Here is an 18,507-nt window from a genome sequence, read left to right on the forward strand (position 1 = left end):
ATACTGCCGCGCTCTGAATACATTGCATCGATGCGACCGATGACGCCGAGCGAAAGATAGTCGTCCACTGTGCCTGCTTCAATGTAGCCATACCCATGTGCTAAAACTCTAGTGTCCTTAGCGGTTAATTTATTTTCCTACAAGCGACGATATCCTAAGCGCCGAATGTCATGGATTGGTTATACATATGCCTCGGCCAGCTTCTCCCTTCGCTTTAACGCCTTCTGATCTCATTACCCTGCAAGATTGGATGAGGATGAGTACCCTGGGGAAGGCCCTTGTTGAACAGACTCGCATCCTACTTCTGTTGGGTGATGGAATGACACCCAAGGCCGTCATCGACCAGGTGCAGGTCACACGGCCGACGGTATTTAAGTGGCGAAAGCGCTATCTGGAAGCCGGAATTGAGGGGCTGGAGAATCTGCCGCGCAGCGGTCAACCACTCAAGCTTGTAGCCGGAAAAAAATCAACGAAATTCTCAGGCTGACGACCAAGCGCGTCCCTAAAAAGGCCACACATTGGAGCGTTCGCTTGATGGCCAAATATGCTGGGGTCAGCACGTGGCAGGTTCGACAGCTTTGGGCGGCTTCCGACCTCAAACCCCATCGTCTGAAGATCCTCAAAATCAGCAATGATCCCCATTTCTCGGACAAAGTCGGTCGACGTGGCTGGGCTCTATTTGAACCCGCCGGATAACGCGCTGGTGCTGTCGGTTGACGAGAAAACTGAGATCCAAGCTTTGGATCGTACTCAGCCGATGTTGCCGCTGCGCCCAGGTCAGATCGAACGCCGCACGTACGACTATAAGCGTCATGGGACAGCGAGCTTGTACGCAGCCCTCGACAGCATGACCGGCTAAGTCATCGGACGGATTACCCAGCGCCATCGCGCCAAGGAGTTTCTGGCCTCTCTGCACCAGATCGATCGCAACACACCAACTGGAATAGACTTGCATGCGCTTCTGGATAACAGCTCAACTTATAAAACTGCCTTCATCAAGTAGTGGCTGGAAAAGCATCCACGCTTCAAATTGCACTTCATCCCGACCAGCGCATCCTGGCTGAACGCCGTGGAGGGCTGGTTTGCACAAGTGGAAAGACGAGCGCTGTACAGGGGGCGCCTTCACCAGCGCGGCCGATTTGACAACAGCTATCCGTCAATTTATCGAAGCTCATAACGAGCATTCAGCCAAACCCTTCAAATGGAACAAAACGGCTGAGGCCATCATCAGTTACGCGCATAAGCAAAGCTGAGCGTGATAAAAAATAAGTTAATTGATTAACCGCTCAGGCCATTCGTTTCAAGCACTCCAGACTGCCCGATTGTTGAGTAACTGTTCGAACCTGCTGCCGGGGTTCACTCTGGCTGCCGCTCTTAGGCAGGCCAAGAAGCATTGGGGAAGAAGCTGCCATCGAAACCGAATAACGTAAAAACCTTGTAAAGGAATGTTGAGCGTCCGCTTACTAACGCAGGGTATTCAACGCAAAAAACGCACCCTATGAACGACTGCTGATGAATCGTGGCGTGACAACTCATCACGCTTCGGAGCGCTGAACATAGACCCGATCAGCATAGAAGATCGTTGTTCTAAACGAGCTCAAATTTGGACAAGCATAGAACTTAATCAATATTTTCAGTGCTACTGCGTAATCACCTACCCAGTACGGTAAAATTTTGCTATTTACATGGTTTTTGGCAATAATCATAAATACAAACGCTGATCGAGGCCGTTCTAACCGCCCATGCTGGATATTCAGTGACTTATGTTCAATGGCATTTACGCCAAATTCAATTTTTTGTCGGCAGGCATTAATGGAGGGTCAAATCGATACCGAGTCGTTCACGGCGATACTGTTAGCCAGCGACGGCTTGTTTCTGCTTCTGATTTTGTTCGGCGCGGTGCAAGTCACAATGTTTACTTTATCCTGGACTCAAGGTGAACACTTCCAGAAGAACGTGGTAATCGGAATGCTGGTGGCAGCCTGCGGGTTGTTCGTGTTGTTGCTACCAAGCGCCAGTTCATCTCCCTTGGGTAGCCGCATTGCTAATGACGATTTCCGGCGTGGCGTAGGGCGCCTATTCAGTGTTCGGAAAATCAGCCGTGAATCCACTCGCGGAAACCGCTGACAATTTTGCGAGATGCCTCACCTTTCTGCTTTACTGGCTCCAGCAACCGTGTTCGGAGGTGGCCTTCACATGAGATTTCCCGGAGTGATGTACGCGCTTGCATCGGGTGTGTTGACATCAGGTTTTGGCTCTGCGCTGTGGTACCGCATCGTCAGACATATCAGTTCCCAGCAAGCCGCCACTCTTCAGTTAAGCGTTCCAATCATTGTGTTGTTGGCAGGCGTACGAATTTTGAACGAGCCGATATCGCTGTACCTATTGATGATATCAGCCGTCGTACTTGGCGGTGTCACGCTGGCCTTGTTGCCGTGCTATGCGACAACAGGTCGCTGATCAAGGAGAATGACTGCTAGCAGATCAGATCATCATTCGTGACGTGGCCCTCAATCCCATACCTCACATGGACGCAAACTTGCTGGGTGGCTGGATGATACCTGCTGGACAATGAAGCAAAACGAACAGCCATGCTTGGAACGCTCCAATAAGCTTACCAACGAGCTCCTGCCGCTGAGGTGTGCTTGCCGGCCGCAACACATGAGAGATCACTATGTCATTACGCGCGCTTCGTACCTTAATTGCTATCGCTCAGCACGGTTCATTTGCGCGAGCCGCAGACACAGTTCATCTCACACAATCAGCAGTGAGCCTGCACATAAAGTCACTTGAAGAGGAGTTCAACGCTTCGTTGTTTGACCGCTCGCGTCGATTGCCCGTATTAACCGACGCAGGCCACTTAGCGGTGGAGCGGGCGCGCGAGATCGTTGCACTTTACGACAGCATTGCTTCGGACATTGGAGGTGATCACGAGCTGCGGGGTCGACTGAAAATTGGTGCCATCCAGACTGCACTGGCCAGTGCGTTGCCTTTGGCCCTGGCCGCGCTAGCTGCCGAGCACCCACATCTACGCATAAACGTAGCCTCAGGCATGTCTGCCGAATTGGCCACGCGCGTAGAGGCTGGTGAGTTGGATGTCGCACTCACCACAGAACCTGTGAAACCGCACCCTTACGGTTTGGTTAGTACAACACTCTACGAAGAAGGCTTTTGGATCATTGCTCCGGGCTCATGCGCAGGTTTAGATTTTAGACAGCTACTTCAGCAACTACCGTTTATCCGCTTTGACCGCAGGGCATGGGCCGGGCGTACCATTGACCGGGAGCTTCGTCGGCTGCGCCTTCGCGTGCAAACCAGTATGGAGTTAGACAGTCAGGATGCGATCATCCAGATGGTTGCCAGTGGTCTGGGGGTGTCAGTGGTTCCACTTTCCAGCCAGAACCTCGAACAACTCAAACACCTGGAAGTCCAGCCATTCGGATCACCGCAAAAAACGCGTTGTGTTGTGCTTTTGGAGCAAGAAGAAAGGCCATTAGGTCGGCTGGCAGCGGCCCTGGCGGAGGCTGTCAAAAAGCACGCCCCCATGTAACGACTAATGAGTAAAACTTGTCGAAACATGAATTTTATATCGTTTTTACTTTAGGTATCGATTCCTTATCGTAGTGCCCATCCAATCGCATTTCGAAGGGCATCATGCACGGCAACGAAACTCCAACCAGTGCTTTCCAGTCACCCATTCTATTCATGGCCAAACGCGCTACCACCATGCGCGCTGAGGGGCGGGATGTTATTGACTTAACGCTTGGCGAACCTGATTTCAATGCGCCTGAGCACGTGCTGGATGCAGCGCACCTAGCGCTAGGCGCCCGTCTAACCTACTCCCCATCAAACGGTATTGAGCCGCTTCGCAAGGCTATCCGTATGCGGGCACGTGAAGACCGAGGATTAGATTTCGGTGATGATCAAATCGCGGTTGGGTGTGGCGCAAAACAGATCATCTTTAACGCCTTCCAAGCGACCCTTACGCCCGGTAATGACGTTATTGTCCCCGCCCCTTACTGGGCCAGCTATCCCGCCATGATCAAGATGTGCGGTGCGCAACCGATCATTCTTCCGACTACCGCTTCGGAAGGATTCAGATTGACAGCGGAGCACTTGGCAGCAGGTCTGCGCCTGGCTAAATTGCCAAAGTGGGTAGTTCTCAATGCACCTGGTAATCCTTCTGGCTCTTTGTACTCTGAGACCGAGTTGCAAGCGATGGCTGAAGTTCTGCGCCATTACCCAGATGTGATGGTGCTGTCAGACGATATCTACGCGGAAATTCGATTCACCCAAGACCCTTATCTGACATTGGCATCGGTAGCGCCAGACCTGGCAGAACGTATCCTCATCGTCGATGGCGTATCTAAAGCCTATGCTATGACAGGTTGGCGTGTAGGTTGGGGGTGCGGCTCGAGGTCGCTGATTTCGGCGATCACTACCGTACAATCTCAAAACTGCACGCAGACCAGCACCTTGAGCCAACTCGCTGCGGTCGCAGCACTTGAAGGGCCACGAAACTTTCTTGCTGAGCGCAATGCGATCTATCGTCAGCGCCGAGATGCTGCACTTCATGTCCTCCGGTCGAGCGATAAACTGGAGGTATCGTGCCCAGAGGGTGCATTTTATTTACTTCCTCAGATCAAAACGGGTGTAGACGATCAAACTCTCGCGCTTGATCTGCTCGAAGTCGGCGTCGCAACGGTTCCCGGAAGTGCTTTTGGGCTGCCTGGCCACCTTCGGCTTTCTTTTGCTACGGACGAAGCTACGCTAGTTGAAGGGTGTAAACGGTTGGTTCGTGCGCTCGAGGCGTACTCGTGACTGCCGAACTTTTGATTGCCCTCGCGCCTATTGTCCTGCTGATTGCCATGGGCGCCTGGCTCAAGCGCAGTCGGTTTCTAGAAGACAGTTTCTGGGCACAGGCAGAGCGCCTAGGCTACAACGTTCTCCTACCCGCGCTATTTTTGCATGGTCTGGCGACCGCCAAATTGGACAACGTGCCAGTCCAAGGGATGATCATGGCGCTTGTACTCTCGACGATCATGGTCGCACTGCTGATGGTCGGCGCCCGTGGGATCATTAAGGGTAACGACGCAGCGTTCACTTCCGTCTTCCAGGGAGGGGTGCGTTTTAATAACTACGTGGGCGTCTCAGTGGTGGCCGGCTTGTTCGGTGCTCAGGGCATCGCTCTGGCTGCCGTAGCCAATGCGGCCATAGTGCCGACCGTGAACATTCTGTGCGTACTGGTGTTCGCGCGCTACGGCACAGGTGGCAGGATGTCTGCGGGCAATGTTGCCAAGCAGTTGGCACTGAACCCACTGTTACTCGCCTGTTTCGCAGGGATACTGCTTCAGGCACTAGGATTGGGCCTGCCTGCCGGCATTGAGCCGATGATTAAGGCTTTAGGGCAGGCATCCTTACCACTGGGCTTACTGTGTGTAGGGGCAGCACTTGAGTTGGGCTCTGTGCGCAGCTGGATTCGGCCCGTCGCATATTCATCGGTGGTCAAGTTCATGATCATGCCACTAACCACGCTGTGCGCATGTCATGTGTTTGGATTAGACGGCAAAGCAGCAATAGCGGCATTGCTCTTCCAGGCACTGCCTACAGCCTCGTCGTCCTACATCATGGCGAGACAGCTAGGTGGAGACGCACCTCTCATGGCGGGGATAATTGCCAGTCAAACTTTGCTTGCAGCACTAGCACTTCCCATTGCAGTGATCGTTTTGATTCCTTGGGTCTGATGTTCATGGTCTTCAGCCTGGAAAGCTGGAGTTGATGCGAAGACTGACCTAAAAATTTAACGCATCCGGTAAATTTGTAACGCTTGAGTCAGAGTAGTCGCGGTGAAGAGATAGCCATTCGATGGTGGCATCGGCACCCTAACATTGAACGGAGTAATGCCTACTCAACACAGACCGGCACCATACTCTCGAATGCCAGAAAGCAAACGTGTGTTCACTGGACGCTGACTCATAACATTCGCCGTGAATGAATGCTCACGGCGCGCCCCTGAAATGGAACGCGCAGTAAGTCTTGGAGATTCAACCTTTCGTCATACCAGCAAGTGTTTCTGCACTCCTCGTGAAATCTACAGCCATCTGGATCATTGCCTTCTTCAGCGAACCGATATAGATCTCAACATGGCGAACAGACTCAGCCATGCTCCAATCCGGCGGCGGTTTCCCATCAGGCGATCACGGTGCGGTCAGACCTTGTCTTCAGCAAGCGCGACCGGGCTGCGCATGACGGTCAGCCATGCATCCCAAGCGACCAGCACCAACAGGCTGGAACCCAATACAGGCAGTGCGACACCCAGCAACAGCGCGACGCTGACTACCGCGACTTGCGCGCCGCGGCTCAACGTACGCCAAGCGCTGAGCAGCGTGGCAGCCCTCCCCCCGCTCAGTGCTCGTGTAGGCCGACGGCGCCACCACATCAGGTAACCCATGACGACCAGCACCACCAGCCCAGTGGCGAACACAATCAACACCAACTGATTCGCCAGCCCGAACAACACGCCCATGTGGGCATCGATGCCCCAGCGGGTCAGCTTGGCTGCCAGTGGGTACTGGGCAAACACAACCTTGTCGACGACGGCCAGGGTGGCTGCGTCAATCGCCACGGCGTCGACCTGGGTTGGCCAACGGCGGTCAATCTCGGTGACGGTCCAGGCTTTGTCCGGTGCCGAGGACGGGCGTATTTCGACTCGGGCGGCATCAATCCCCTCAGCGTGCGCCTTGGCCAGCACCGTATCAAACAGAGAGAGGTCCAGGGTCGATGTGAGCATCGTCACGCCGGCCATGTGGTGTCCTGCATGTTCATCCGACGGCCTGTTCGTCGCGTGAGTCTGCCCCAGCGTGGTAGACACGCTGGGAGTGGACCAACCCCAGTAGGCTCTCAGTATGCCGATGTTGTCGCCCGCCCACTGGGACCAGGTCAACCCGGTCGCCGAGAAGAACAGCAGCCCCAGCAGCAGGCAAAGTCCAAGCGTTGCATGAAGCTGGCGCAGGCCTTTTTTCGCTGGCCTCGTTGCAGGCATCTTTTTGCGGTGTTGTGCGAACCACAGCAGCAAACCGCCTAGTGCGGCGACCCACAACCAGGAGGCTGCCAGTTCGCTATAAATGCGGCCGATATCACCCAGCATCAGCCCACGATGGAACTGATCGATCCAGGTCCGCAGTGGCAGCACGCCACTGGTGCCATACACCTTCATGTCGCCACGCACCTGCCCACTGACGGGATCAACGAATATCGCACGGTATTCGGAAGGCCCCAGCTCAGGCATCGCAACTAACACGCGCGCAGTATCGCCCTGAGCAGGGGCAGGGCGCACCGCTGTCACCGCCACTGAAGGCCCCACCACTACCTGAGCTGACTGGACTATTTGCGCGAGGCTCAAGGACGGCCCTTGGGACTCGGTATGAAGAGCATGGTCGTAAAGGCGGCTTTCGATTTGCGGTGTGAGGGCATACAGCACGCCGCTGACCGCTGCCACCAGCAAAAACGGACCGACTAAAAAACCAATATAAAAATGCAGTCTTCTGATTAAAGCTTGCAGCGCACCTGGCGCTGGGTTTCCCGTTGGTTTGGACATCAGGACTCACCACGTAGACATGCTTGCACAGCGCAATCAATGAGTCGCGCACGCACTTCAGAATTCTGGGCTGTGGAACTACTCGCAGAGGCGAGCGCCAACAGCCCCGTCAAGGCGCGATGCGCCATGCCTGGCGCACCACAAAAAAACGCCTATCCCTTTTCAGGGCACAGGCGTTTGATAACAAGACTCTAACCCTGCCAAGAGAAATCATCGCGTCATCCTAAAATTTAGCACGCAGCCGATGACGGGCGAGGCTGCGACAATCTGCCACATATAAAAGCATCGCCGCCCAAACTCAATGGTATTCAAGCCCCATCCACACGCTGCGGCAGAACGTCGCACTTTGGCTGTTCAAAGCCTCTCAATAGACTTGGATCGCGGCTGCCGTGAGAGCAAGCGGCAGCACGTTTCATACGCCACGGAGGGCATGCGCCACTTCGAGTGCGAGCTTTCTTATTATAAAAATACTCGTTGAGGTCAACCGTGAAAAAAATATTGGCTGCGGCCTTGGTATTCGCATTTTCTACTGCCCATGCTGCACAGGATCCTGAGGCGGTCTTCAATCGCTCCTGCACGATGTGTCACAGCGGCCAACTGCCTATGGCGCCGAAAAAAGGCGATAAGGTGGCCTGGAAACAGCGCCTGGAGCAAGGCAATGATGTACTGGTCAAGCATGTGACCGAAGGGTTCAACGCCATGCCGGCGCGTGGCCTGTGCATGAACTGCACTGCTGAGGATTACAAGGCAGTGATCGACTGGATGTCGAAGTAAGTGTGGCGCTTGAAGCCGCCTCTGAACTGCCCAGTTTGGTGGCCAAGCAGTCCATCCGCTCAAGCCTGCGCGTGCGCTGCAAAAAGTAGTCGTGATGTGGCCTCCCCCCCTAATATCAGGTTCTTCAAGGATTACCGGGAAAGACGCTCTTAATCTTCATGCAAAAGAATTCGCTATCCCGGTAACCGTACGCCATCTGCTTGATGACCTTTATTCGATTGTTTATTCCTTCCAACTGAACGGTGTGCATCGGCCAACGAACCCGGCTCACCAGTCCCCGCCAGTAACCCTTTAGCCATTTGGCGAACTGGACCAGAGCTGGTATTTCGCTTTCGTGCGCATGGCGCAGCCATTGCTTCAAGGCCGATCGCCAACCGCATGCAGTACTCGGCGTCCAGAGTGTTTTGAGTTCAGCCTTCATCAAATAGACCGTCATCAACGCTTGGTTAGCCGCCAGCAGATCCTCCAGTCGGACCTGTTGTTTCGGCGTTTTCCAGTTCTGCGGATTGCGCAGCAACAGCCATCGCGCCTCCTTGATGACCTTGCGGGCAGGCTTGTCGTGACGCAACCGGTTAGCCTCGTCGACGCGAACCCGATCAATCACCTCTCGGCCATATTTTTGGCCACCACATGGAACAGATCGTAGGCCACTCGCGCGTTAGGACATTGCTGACGAACCTCCAGGTCAAAAGCGGTGTTCATGTCCATCGCCACCGCTTCTATTCGAGCGCAACCCTCTTGCCCCAGTTGCTCGAAGAAAGGCCTGACCACTGCTCGGCTGCGGCCTTCACCGCCCCACAGCACGCGTCGTGCATCCGCATCCAGGACCACGCTGGCGTAACGATGACCTTTGAACAGGGCGAATTCGTCCATCACCAGACGTCGCGGTCGCCTTTGGCAAAACGCTCAACGCCGCTTGCAAGGCTCGACGCTACAGCAACCGAACGGTGCCCCAGTGCAGCCGAAACAGTTGAGCCACGTGCAGTGTGGGAAGGCGCTCGCAGGCTTGAATGACCGCCTCGGCCAAACGCCGCGTCATGCGGGCATAGCGGTCCAGCCAACTGACGGCCTCCATACGTTTACCGCAGTCACGACAGCCAACACGCCTGAGTAACAGGCTGAGGCGCAGCGTCCGCCCGAGAATTGGTAAATCCCGGACAGTTCGCTCGCAATACTCAGGCGTGGTTGAACAGAGTTTTGGGCCGCCGCTACAGGAAGGGAAACGGGTGGCGTGGGGAATCAGGTCGTTCTGAATCGCGTCGCCATCAGGCTTGATCGTGACAACAAAAAAGCCCTCCCAAAAAGGAACGACCGTATTAATATCGTGCATAAGAACGCCGGTTTTTTAGATGTGTTTGCTCGCACGAACATCATCAATCAAATCGGCGTTCTTGTTTCTGTGTTTCTCGAGATTCCGTGAAGAACCAAAAAAAGCCCCGCTACCGAATAGGGCACGGGGCAAAACATTGGTTGGATGCGGCCAACCAAAGGAGCTCTGTTGGTTACTTGCTGGCGACTGTTTCCGGTGACCATCCGCCACCCAGCGCCTTGTAGATCGCGACAATGCCGCGGTACAGATCGACTTCGGCCTGGGCCTGGGAGTCTTCAGCCGCCAGGCGTTCGCGCTGGGCGTCGAGCAGCACCAGGAAATCCACCCTGCCTTCGCGGTAGCGAATGTCGGCCAGGTCGGCGGCGGCGCGGCTTGATTCACTTTGGCGAATCAACGAGATCAGCCGTTGCTGGCGTTTGCCGTAGTCGCTGAAGGCGTTTTCTGACTCTTCCAGGGCCAGCAGCACTTGCTGTTCGTAGGTCGCTAGGGCGCCATCCGCCTCAGCATCGGCGCCGCGCAAGCGGGCCCGCACGCTGCCCAGGTCAAACGCGGCCCAAGTGATGCTTGGCCCCAGCGCCCAGGCGTTGGCAGCCGAGGAACCGATCTGCGAACCGCGCCCGGCGGTAAAGCCGAGGAAGCCGCTGAGACTGACCCGAGGGAACAGGTCGGCCTTGGCCACGCCGATGCGCGCAGTGGCGGCGGCCAGTTTGCGTTCGGCGCTGAAAATGTCCGGGCGCCGTTGCAGCAGTTCGCCCGGGTCACCAATCGGTAAGGCCTTGGCAATTGCAGGCAATTGCGCCGGGCTCAGGTCCACCGTGAGTGTGTCCGGGCGTTCGCCGAGCAGGGTAGCAATGCGGTTGCGCTGACGTGCCTGTTCGGCTTGCAGTTGCGGCACACTGGCTTCAACCGAGGCCAGGCGCGCACCACGTCGAGTTGATCGCCGACCCCGGCATCACGCAGGCTTTCGGTGATCTTGCGTGACTCCTGCTGGTTGTTCAGGTTTGCCAGGGCGATTTTTTCCCGCAGTTGGGCGCCGCGCAGTTGGCCGTAGGCGTCCACCAGTTCGGCAATCAGGCTGACTTGCAGTTGGTAGAGGTCGGCATCGGCAGCCTGCTGGTCGGCATCGCTGGCTTCTAGGTTGCGCTGGATACGCCCAAACAGGTCCAGCTCCCAGGCCATGTCCAGGCCCAGGTCGTAACGTTCACTTTTCACGCGCTGGGTGCTTTGCCCTGGGATCTGGCCCTTGGCCTGGTCACTGCTGGCGCGGCTGGTGATGGTGGGCATGGCGTCATTGCTGGCGTCATCGTGAATTGCCCGGGCCGCCCGCAGCCGGGCAAAGGCGACCCGCAGTTCGCGGTTGCCCTGCAACGACTGGGTCACCAGTTGGTTGAGGATCGGGTCCTCAAATTGCTGCCACCAGATGCCTTCAAAGCGTGCCTGGTCAAAATTCTTTTGCCCGGCGGCGCCATCGGTGGCGGCCGTGATATGGACCGCCTCCAGGTTCTGGGGCTTGTAGTCCGGGCCCACGGCGCAGGCGCTAAGCGCCACGGCCAACAGACTCGGGAGGAAGACTTTCAGGCTCATTGTTGCGCCTCCAACTTCGGGGCGCGAGCGGCTTTGCGAGCCTCACCGCGTTGCACATAGTTGCGGATCAGGACGTAGAACACCGGGGTCAGCAGCAGGCCGAAGAAGGTCACCCCGAGCATCCCGGAGAACACCGCGACACCCATGGCGTGTCGCATTTCAGCACCGGCACCGCTGGAGAACACCAGGGGCACCACACCCATGATGAAGGCAAACGAGGTCATCAGGATCGGCCGCAGACGCAGGCGGCAGGCTTCCAGCACCGCAGCCAGCGGGTCGAGGCCTTCCTCTTGTTTGTCCTTGGCAAACTCGACGATCAGAATCGCGTTCTTACACGCCAGGCCCACCAGTACGATCAAGCCGATCTGGGTGAAGATGTTGTTGTCACCCCCCGACAGGATCACCCCGGTAATGGCCGAGAGCAGGGTCATCGGCACGATCAGGATCACCGCCAGTGGCAGGCTCCAGCTTTCGTACTGGGCGGCGAGCACCAGGAACGCCAGCAATACGCAGAGCGGGAACACGAACAGCGCGGTATTGCCCGAGAGAATCTGCTGGTAGGTCAGGTCGGTCCACTCGTAGGTCATGCCGTTGGGCAGTTCCTCCTTGAGCAGTTTCTCGATGGCTTTTTCGGCCTGGCCAGAGCTGTAGCCGGGCGCGGCGGCGCCGTTGATTTCAGCTGTGATAAAGCCGTTGTAGTGCATCACGCGGTCCGGGCCCGCGGTGTCGCTGACCTTGATGAAGGTCGCCAGCGGGATCATTTCGCCTTTGTTGTTGCGCACTTTGAGCTGGCCGATCTGGTCCGGTTCAAGGCGGAACTGCTGCTCGGCCTGGACGTTGACCTGATAGGTGCGACCGAAGCGGTTGAAGTCGTTGGCATACAGCGAACCTAGGTAGATCTGCAGGGTGTCGAAGATGTCGCTGACGGCCACGCCGTGGGTCTTGGCTTTTTCGCGGTCGATGGCGGCATCGACCTGAGGCACGTTCACCGTGTAGCTGGTGAACAGCCCAGCCAGTTCCGGCACGCCGTGGCTTTTGTTGATGATGTTCATGGTTTCTTTGTACAGCTCGTCGTAGCCCAGGTTGCCCCGGTCTTCGATCTGCAGGCGGAACCCGCCAATGGTGCCCAGGCCCTGTACCGGCGGCGGCGGGAAGATCGCCATGTAGGCTTCCTGGATTTCGCCGAATTTTCCGTTCAACGCACCGGCAATCGCGCCGGCGGACATGCTTGGGTCTTTACGCTCGTCGAACGGCTTCAAGGTGACAAATATCACACCGTTGTTCGTGCTGTTGGTGAAGCCGTTGATCGACAAGCCTGGGAGCGCCGCGGTGCTTTCCACTCCCGGCTGTTTCAAGGCAATGTCGGACATGCGCTTGATCACGTCTTCGGTGCGATCAAGGCTCGCCGCATCCGGCAGTTGAGCGAAGGCCACGAGGTATTGCTTGTCCTGGCCAGGTACGAAACCGGTCGGGGTGTTGGAAAAACCAAAGAAGGTTAGGACCATCAGCCCCGCGTACAGCACCAAGGCAATACCGCTGCTGCGGATTACACGCGCCACGGCGTCGACGTAGCCATGGCTGGCTTTCTCGAAAAAGCGATTGAACGGACGGAATAACCAGCCACCAAACAGTTTGTCGAGCGCTTTTGAGACACGATCCTTCGGCGTGTTATGGCTACGCAGCAACACGGCGGCCAGAGCAGGGGACAAGGTCAGCGAGTTGAACGCCGAAATCACCGTGGAAATCGCAATGGTCAGGGCGAACTGTTTGTAAAACTGCCCGGTCAAGCCGCTTATAAAGGCCGCTGGAATGAACACCGCACACAGCACCAGTGCCGTGGCAATGATCGGACCAGTGACTTCGCTCATGGCCTTTTGAGTGGCCGGGAGGGGCTCCAGGCCCAGCTCAATGTTGCGCTCAACGTTCTCCACCACCACGATGGCGTCGTCCACCACGATACCGATAGCGAGTACCAAACCGAACAATGACAGCGCGTTAAGCGAGAAACCGAACATGTGCATGACCGCAAAGGTACCAATCAGCGACACCGGCACGGCCACCAACGGAATGATCGAGGCGCGCCAGGTTTGCAGAAAAAGGATCACCACCAGCACCACTAGAATCAAGGCTTCAAACAGAGTGTGGACCACCGCCTCGATAGAGCCACGCACGAAGACGGTTGGATCGTAGGCGATGGCGAAATCCATACCTTGCGGAAAGTTTTTCTTCAACTCAGCCATTTTTTCACGAACGTCGTTTGATATCTGGATCGCATTGGAGCCAGGACGCTGGAAGATCGGCAATCCCACCGCCGGCTGGTTGTTAAGCAAGGAGCGCAACGCGTATTGGCTGGAGCCCAGCTCGACCCGCGCAATGTCCTTCAGCCGAGTGATTTCACCGTTATCGCCGGAACGAATGATGACATTCTCGAACTCTTCTTCAGTGACCAGACGGCCCTGGGTATTGACCGACAACTGGAAGGCGGTCGCGTTCGGGGCTGGTTGGGCGCCCAAGGCACCAGCGGCCACTTGACGGTTCTGCTCGCGAATGGCGGTCACCACATCGGTAGCGGTCAGGTTACGCGACGCGATCTTGTTCGGGTCCAACCAGACGCGCAGGGAGTAGTCGCCCATGCCGAACAACTGCACATCACCCACACCGCTAAGGCGGGCCAACTCATCCTTGATGTTGAGAATCGCGTAGTTGGACAGGTAGAGCATGTCGTAGCGTTTGTCCGGCGAGGTCAAGTGCACCACCATGGTCAGGTTCGGGGAGGCCTTGTCCACAGTGATACCGATGCGACTCACTTCCTCAGGCAGTTTCGGCTGGGTCCGTGTTACACGGTTTTGTACCTGCACCTGAGCGTTGTCCAGGTCGGTGCCCAGGGCGAAGGTGATGGTCAGGGTCAGCTTGCCGTCGGCGGTCGACTGTGAGGACATGTACAGCATGTTCTCAACGCCGGTGATGGCCTGCTCCAGCGGAGCCGCCACGGTTTCACCAATGACTTTGGGGTTGGCCCCAGGGAAGTTGGCGCGTACCACCACGGTGGGCGGAACCACTTCCGGGTATTCGCTGATCGGCAGTTGGAACAGCGAAATTGCGCCGGCGATCAAAATCAGCAGCGAAAGCACCGCGGCGAAAATCGGCCGTGAAATGAAGAATTGGGAGAAATTCATCGGAGTTGTAGTCTCTTAGCCGCGTGGAGTCGCAGTGTTGGTCAGTATCGCTGCTGTACCAGGCGCACTTTTGGCGGATTTGACCTGAGGCAAGTTGTTGGCTTCCAGTGCTTGTCGTTGTAGTGCCAGAGCGGCAAGGGCTTCTTTGCTGGCCATGGGGATGACTTCAGGGGTGACCGGCGAACCTGGACGCACCCGCTGCAAGCCTTTGACGATAATGGTGTCGCCCTTGTTAAGGCCGCTGCGCACGATGCGCAAACCTTCGATCTTCGGCCCCAGTTCGACGGAGCGGTACACGGAGTTGTTGTCGGCATCCATCACCAGCACGAACTTCTTGCCCAGATCGGTACCCACGGCTTCGTCGTTGATCAGCACGGCGGAGTAGGTGCCGCTGCCCACTAGCTTCAGGCGAGCATAGAGACCTGGGGTGTAGGTGCCGTCGCTGTTGTCGAACACCGCACGGCCGCGGATGGTGCCGGTTTTCGGGTTGACCTGGTTGTCGACAAAGTTCATCTGGCCCAAGTGCGGGTTGCCGTCTTCATTGGACAGGCCGAGGTACACCGGGGTGGTGGCACCGCGTTGGCCTTGGCGCGCGAGCTGGGTGTATTTGAGGAACACACGCTCGTCGGCATCGAAGTAGGCGTAGACCTTGTCGGTGGAAACCACGCTGGTCAGGGCCGTGGTATCGGCGGTGACCAAGTTGCCGGCGGTGATTTCCGCACGGCTGACGCGGCCACTGATCGGCGAGGTGACGCGGGTGAAGCTCAGGTTGAGTTTGGCCAGGTCCAGTTGCGCCTGGACTGCGCCAACGGCGGCGCGGGCTTCCTGGGACGCACTGGTACGCGAGTCAGCCAGTTCGGCGGAGATCGCGTTGCTGGTGCGCAGACGCTCACCGCGCTGGGCTTCGTTTTCACTGCGGGTGGCGTTGGCTCGGCCTTGGGCGACTAGGGCTTCAAGGCGGCGCACTTCAGCCTGGAATGGACGTGGGTCGATCTGGAACAACAAATCGCCCTTTTTCACCAGGGCGCCTTCGGTGAAGGCCACTTGATCGATCTGACCGGAAACCCGTGGTCGGATTTCAACGGTTTCCGGGGCTTCGAGGCGCCCGGTGAATTCGTCCCATTCATTCACCGGTTGTTCCAGCACCTTGGCCACGCTGACTTTGGCGGCCTGCATGCTGGCGGCGGTTTCCGGGGCTTTACCGCAAGCGCTCATCACCAGCACGGCAAGGGCCGCGAGTGGATACCGCAAGAGTTTGAGTGACTGGTCCATGGTTCATAAGCCCCTGTAATTGTATTAGTTGAACATGATCATCCTTGAACTTTTTATCAATCCAGCAACACTCAATCAGCCAACCATTTGTAACTCCTGCCCCCTCAACCCCCACTTTGCAGAGCTCTGGTGGTGATATTCCAGGAGATCAAGAAAACCTATAACTGCAGAATTAAAAGTGCCATCCATTTCCTCCTCAAACTCCATGACACTTTTTATGGCGCCCGACATATAGTCAACTCCGAACCCGTCAAAAAAAAATAAAGACGACACCCTATAACCAAAACTTTTTTAGACATTCCCCACAGCCAACAAACTAATGCGTCAAGCAGCGCATCCACTTACGAAAATACTGTAACTGAACGCTCAAAATAAAAAGAGACAAAACGTTGACGATTTCAGCCAAACTGATCAGCCCCTCCTCCAACTGTCAACAAGAAAAAGCCGAACACGCAGCGAAAAGACCGAACACACTCTAAGCACGACGAATGAATCCAAATTATTAGGAGCCTAATAATAAATTCTTTCTTACGCTTATAAAATATCGTGTTTTTCTTTAAAGCAAGCTGAAATAAACCTAATGCTGGCGAATTCTTGAATCCAAACAAAGAAACTTGATTGTTCTAATACCCGAAGAAGAAAGGCGTTCTATCTTTCCAGTAGCCTCACGCACCAGTGTCGATAGGTCTCGCTCACTTTTACGGTACTTAGAAGTTCTCACTGAAATTAAACCTCGAATTTTTCCGTCTACGAAAAAGAGAACTGCCAAGCCAAAGCCTCCCAATACGTGCCCCTATCAACAGGAGCCCAACCACTTCCATTCCAGATCTTCTTTTTGCAACTACGAAGAAGTAAATGCTGTATCAATTATCCTTTCAAGATTTAGAGACTCGACCACGCGTAGAACGCAGAAGGCTAATAAAGTTTTGCCCGCAGCACCGGCCTACAGGGAACATTTACGTTCATCTGGAGTTTGTACTGAATAGGTCTCCAGACTTTTATCACGCCCAGCAATTCGGACTTTCTTATTACTCTCGTCGTATGAAAGTAGCGAACCAGTGAGAGTCAAGTTTTCTCGTCCCAAATGTAAAAATATTCAGTCTCCAATCCCGCCGCCTTTGATCTGATCCGCCGTCAGTCATGCAAGAAATATTAGCCGTTGGATGACTCCTTAAAAGGTTTCCTCACTATTAGATTTCTCGATCGGCTAGTATACGCCGATAACATTTCCCTAATACCCGCCAAAAACGTTGGCACCTGCAGCCTCGCCAAACGAGGAAACGGGTTGTATATCAAACTCTTCCGGCGTCAGGCTGTTATTAGCTGCTGAGCGAAAACGGACGCAGTAAGACCGTTATGACGATTGAAAACTGCTCTAGGTGTTCAACTGCTTCAACTCACTTTCAGAGCATGAAAATATAGGTTAATCGCTTGACAGCAGAGAAATTATCAACTACGTATGAGCCTCCAACGGTCAATCAGCAAAAATTGGCGGAAATCATCAACTTTTTGTCATTTTTTTTCAGCCGATCTGAATTAAGCTCGCGCAGCAGTTAAAGCCGTTGGTTCCATCAAAGCTCGTTTGGATGCCCCCTAAATTTAGTAAGCCTAAATTTTTCAAGAAAACACTCAAAAATAAACTCTTCAGGAGCAACGGATTTCAAGGAGGAGAAACTGTTATGTACGCAACTCGAAGCTGCCATCCCAACGCGAAGATTTTTTATCGGCCCATTGATGCGGCCTTACGTTGGTGTAACTTAATGGCCTTCGAGAGGGAAATTCTTGAGGCAGGGCGGCATTGCACCACCATGCTCAAAATCGCCTTCCCACAGTGGCCATGTTTGCATGCAAATACCGAAAAAATTTTGGATGGGATTCAACATGGAGAACTCGCCTACGGTTGCTTCGGCGTGCCAGTCGCAACTGGAACACCCATTGACTGCAACCAAATAACCGTGCGCCATACTGATCTTAGGTTCTGGATGTCGCGATACTATCCTGACCAGCGACCGGCGTTTCTTTTTGAAGGTTCACTTAAGCAGCAGAATACTATAAGTATAGGTGCATATTTAACCTTACAATGTGATCGGGACGCCTTGCAACTACAGTTAAAAAATATAGAAACAGCCTATCAGCAACTGTTAAATGAACTTGAAAGTATCGGATTGGAAAAGGAGAACATACATCACCTGCTCAAGACCAATAGTAAGGTTAGCGACCGGAGCGAAACCGCGTACCTCCACATCATCGGTGCAATGGTCAGCCTTTTCCTAGATCACTCCCCCTCGGGAAAACCTCATTCAGTTTTCAGATCCCAAGCTGCCATTGTCGACGCGCTGACCGCTCACCATAAAAACCTGTCTGGCATTTCCAAGCGCACCTTGGATGAAAAATTCGCTGCTGCCAAACGAAGTCTCTCGAAGCGCTGAGTCCCATTGCACCGCAATCATCCCAATTGCAGTGCAATGACTCTCTACCGTTTCTGCTATTCAATTCAGGTCACTTCCCACTACGCGCCAATCGACGCCAGGAGTGACCATCATGTTCAATCAGCTTTCACCTATTGCAGACTTGCTCCAACCGCCGCTCGAACGTCACATCATGCGGCGTGAGGAGGTGGAGCGTAAAACCGGCTTCAAGCGTGCACACATCTATAACCTGATGAAGGAAGGTAAATTCCCTCAAGCCAAACGCATAGGGTTGCGTGCGGTTGGCTGGGACTCGCTAGAAATCGAGCAGTGGGTCGTTGAGCGCTTAGGCCAACAGGTCTGATG

General features: G+C 55.1%; 11 protein-coding genes and 4 pseudogenes. 10 read left to right on the plus strand and 5 right to left on the minus strand.

The window, feature by feature from the left end:
• The first annotated feature begins 187 nt into the window (after positions 1-187).
• The 7 genes and pseudogenes from ACIOVD_RS03250 to ACIOVD_RS03280 all read left to right on the plus strand — a co-directional run bounded on the left by ACIOVD_RS03250 (position 188) and on the right by ACIOVD_RS03280 (position 5,744).
• A pseudogene (locus ACIOVD_RS03250) lies at positions 188-1,282 on the plus strand (IS630 family transposase).
• A 488-nt stretch (positions 1,283-1,770) separates the two neighbouring features.
• Positions 1,771-2,127, plus strand: a complete 357-nt coding sequence (locus ACIOVD_RS03255) for a hypothetical protein (RefSeq protein ID WP_237234971.1) — start codon at positions 1,771-1,773, stop codon at positions 2,125-2,127.
• Between the two features lie 12 nt (positions 2,128-2,139).
• Positions 2,140-2,460 (plus strand): EamA family transporter, encoded by a 321-nt coding sequence (locus tag ACIOVD_RS03260; protein ID WP_401126088.1) that lies wholly within the window; start codon positions 2,140-2,142, stop codon positions 2,458-2,460.
• A gap of 22 nt (positions 2,461-2,482) precedes the next feature.
• Positions 2,483-2,631, plus strand: a pseudogene (locus ACIOVD_RS03265) (ACP phosphodiesterase); the annotation flags it as partial.
• Positions 2,632-2,674: 43 nt separating this feature from the next.
• A complete protein-coding gene (locus ACIOVD_RS03270) occupies positions 2,675-3,550 on the plus strand; it encodes a LysR family transcriptional regulator (RefSeq protein ID WP_112196182.1) in 876 nt (291 codons plus the stop codon).
• A gap of 104 nt (positions 3,551-3,654) precedes the next feature.
• A complete protein-coding gene (locus ACIOVD_RS03275) occupies positions 3,655-4,821 on the plus strand; it encodes a pyridoxal phosphate-dependent aminotransferase (RefSeq protein ID WP_401126090.1) in 1,167 nt (388 codons plus the stop codon).
• A complete protein-coding gene (locus tag ACIOVD_RS03280) occupies positions 4,818-5,744 on the plus strand; it encodes an AEC family transporter (protein WP_401126092.1) in 927 nt (308 codons plus the stop codon). Before ACIOVD_RS03275 ends, ACIOVD_RS03280 begins: the two co-directional genes overlap by 4 nt.
• A gap of 464 nt (positions 5,745-6,208) precedes the next feature.
• Here the strand turns inward: ACIOVD_RS03280 and ACIOVD_RS03285 are convergent, their stop codons facing one another.
• Complete coding sequence (locus ACIOVD_RS03285) at positions 6,209-7,597, minus strand: PepSY-associated TM helix domain-containing protein (RefSeq protein ID WP_401126094.1); 1,389 nt, start codon at positions 7,595-7,597, stop codon at positions 6,209-6,211.
• 486 nt (positions 7,598-8,083) lie between these two features.
• On the opposite strand from ACIOVD_RS03285, the gene ACIOVD_RS03290 reads away from it, so the two are divergent.
• Positions 8,084-8,371 (plus strand): cytochrome c5 family protein, encoded by a 288-nt coding sequence (locus ACIOVD_RS03290; RefSeq protein ID WP_159994884.1) that lies wholly within the window; start codon positions 8,084-8,086, stop codon positions 8,369-8,371.
• A 124-nt stretch (positions 8,372-8,495) separates the two neighbouring features.
• On the opposite strand, the pseudogene ACIOVD_RS03295 reads toward ACIOVD_RS03290, so the two are convergent.
• The 4 genes and pseudogenes from ACIOVD_RS03295 to mexE all read right to left on the minus strand — a co-directional run bounded on the left by ACIOVD_RS03295 (position 8,496) and on the right by mexE (position 15,733).
• A pseudogene (locus ACIOVD_RS03295) lies at positions 8,496-9,701 on the minus strand (ISL3 family transposase).
• Between the two features lie 172 nt (positions 9,702-9,873).
• Positions 9,874-11,285 (minus strand): annotated as a pseudogene (locus tag ACIOVD_RS03300) (efflux transporter outer membrane subunit).
• A complete protein-coding gene (locus ACIOVD_RS03305) occupies positions 11,282-14,461 on the minus strand; it encodes an efflux RND transporter permease subunit (RefSeq protein WP_401126096.1) in 3,180 nt (1,059 codons plus the stop codon). Before ACIOVD_RS03305 ends, ACIOVD_RS03300 begins: the two are co-directional and overlap by 4 nt.
• Positions 14,462-14,476: 15 nt before the next feature.
• On the minus strand, positions 14,477-15,733 hold the full coding sequence (mexE, locus tag ACIOVD_RS03310) for a multidrug efflux RND transporter periplasmic adaptor subunit MexE (protein ID WP_159994878.1): 1,257 nt from the start codon (positions 15,731-15,733) through the stop codon (positions 14,477-14,479).
• Between the two features lie 1,586 nt (positions 15,734-17,319).
• Here mexE and ACIOVD_RS03315 point away from each other — a divergent pair.
• The gene (locus ACIOVD_RS03315; protein ID WP_401126099.1) at positions 17,320-18,162 is read left to right on the plus strand and encodes a hypothetical protein; all 843 of its coding nucleotides are present in this window, start codon (positions 17,320-17,322) and stop codon (positions 18,160-18,162) included.
• 112 nt (positions 18,163-18,274) lie between these two features.
• A complete protein-coding gene (locus ACIOVD_RS03320) occupies positions 18,275-18,505 on the plus strand; it encodes an AlpA family transcriptional regulator (RefSeq protein WP_159994874.1) in 231 nt (76 codons plus the stop codon).
• Positions 18,506-18,507: the final 2 nt, after the last annotated feature.

Source organism: Pseudomonas sp. NPDC087626, from assembly GCF_044743405.1.
Lineage (GTDB): Bacteria > Pseudomonadota > Gammaproteobacteria > Pseudomonadales > Pseudomonadaceae > Aquipseudomonas.

Excerpts from the sequence above, each read along its gene's own strand:
- ACIOVD_RS03255 (WP_237234971.1), top strand. The coding sequence starts at position 1,771 with ATGGCATTTACGCCAAATTCAATTTTTTGTCGGCAGGCATTAATGGAG.
- ACIOVD_RS03285 (WP_401126094.1), bottom strand. The coding sequence starts at position 7,597 with ATGTCCAAACCAACGGGAAACCCAGCGCCAGGTGCGCTGCAAGCTTTA.
- ACIOVD_RS03260 (WP_401126088.1), top strand. The coding sequence starts at position 2,140 with ATGCCTCACCTTTCTGCTTTACTGGCTCCAGCAACCGTGTTCGGAGGT.
- ACIOVD_RS03320 (WP_159994874.1), top strand. The coding sequence starts at position 18,275 with ATGTTCAATCAGCTTTCACCTATTGCAGACTTGCTCCAACCGCCGCTC.
- ACIOVD_RS03315 (WP_401126099.1), top strand. The coding sequence starts at position 17,320 with ATGCCCCCTAAATTTAGTAAGCCTAAATTTTTCAAGAAAACACTCAAA.
- mexE (WP_159994878.1), bottom strand. The coding sequence starts at position 15,733 with ATGGACCAGTCACTCAAACTCTTGCGGTATCCACTCGCGGCCCTTGCC.
- ACIOVD_RS03270 (WP_112196182.1), top strand. The coding sequence starts at position 2,675 with ATGTCATTACGCGCGCTTCGTACCTTAATTGCTATCGCTCAGCACGGT.
- ACIOVD_RS03275 (WP_401126090.1), top strand. The coding sequence starts at position 3,655 with ATGCACGGCAACGAAACTCCAACCAGTGCTTTCCAGTCACCCATTCTA.
- ACIOVD_RS03305 (WP_401126096.1), bottom strand. The coding sequence starts at position 14,461 with ATGAATTTCTCCCAATTCTTCATTTCACGGCCGATTTTCGCCGCGGTG.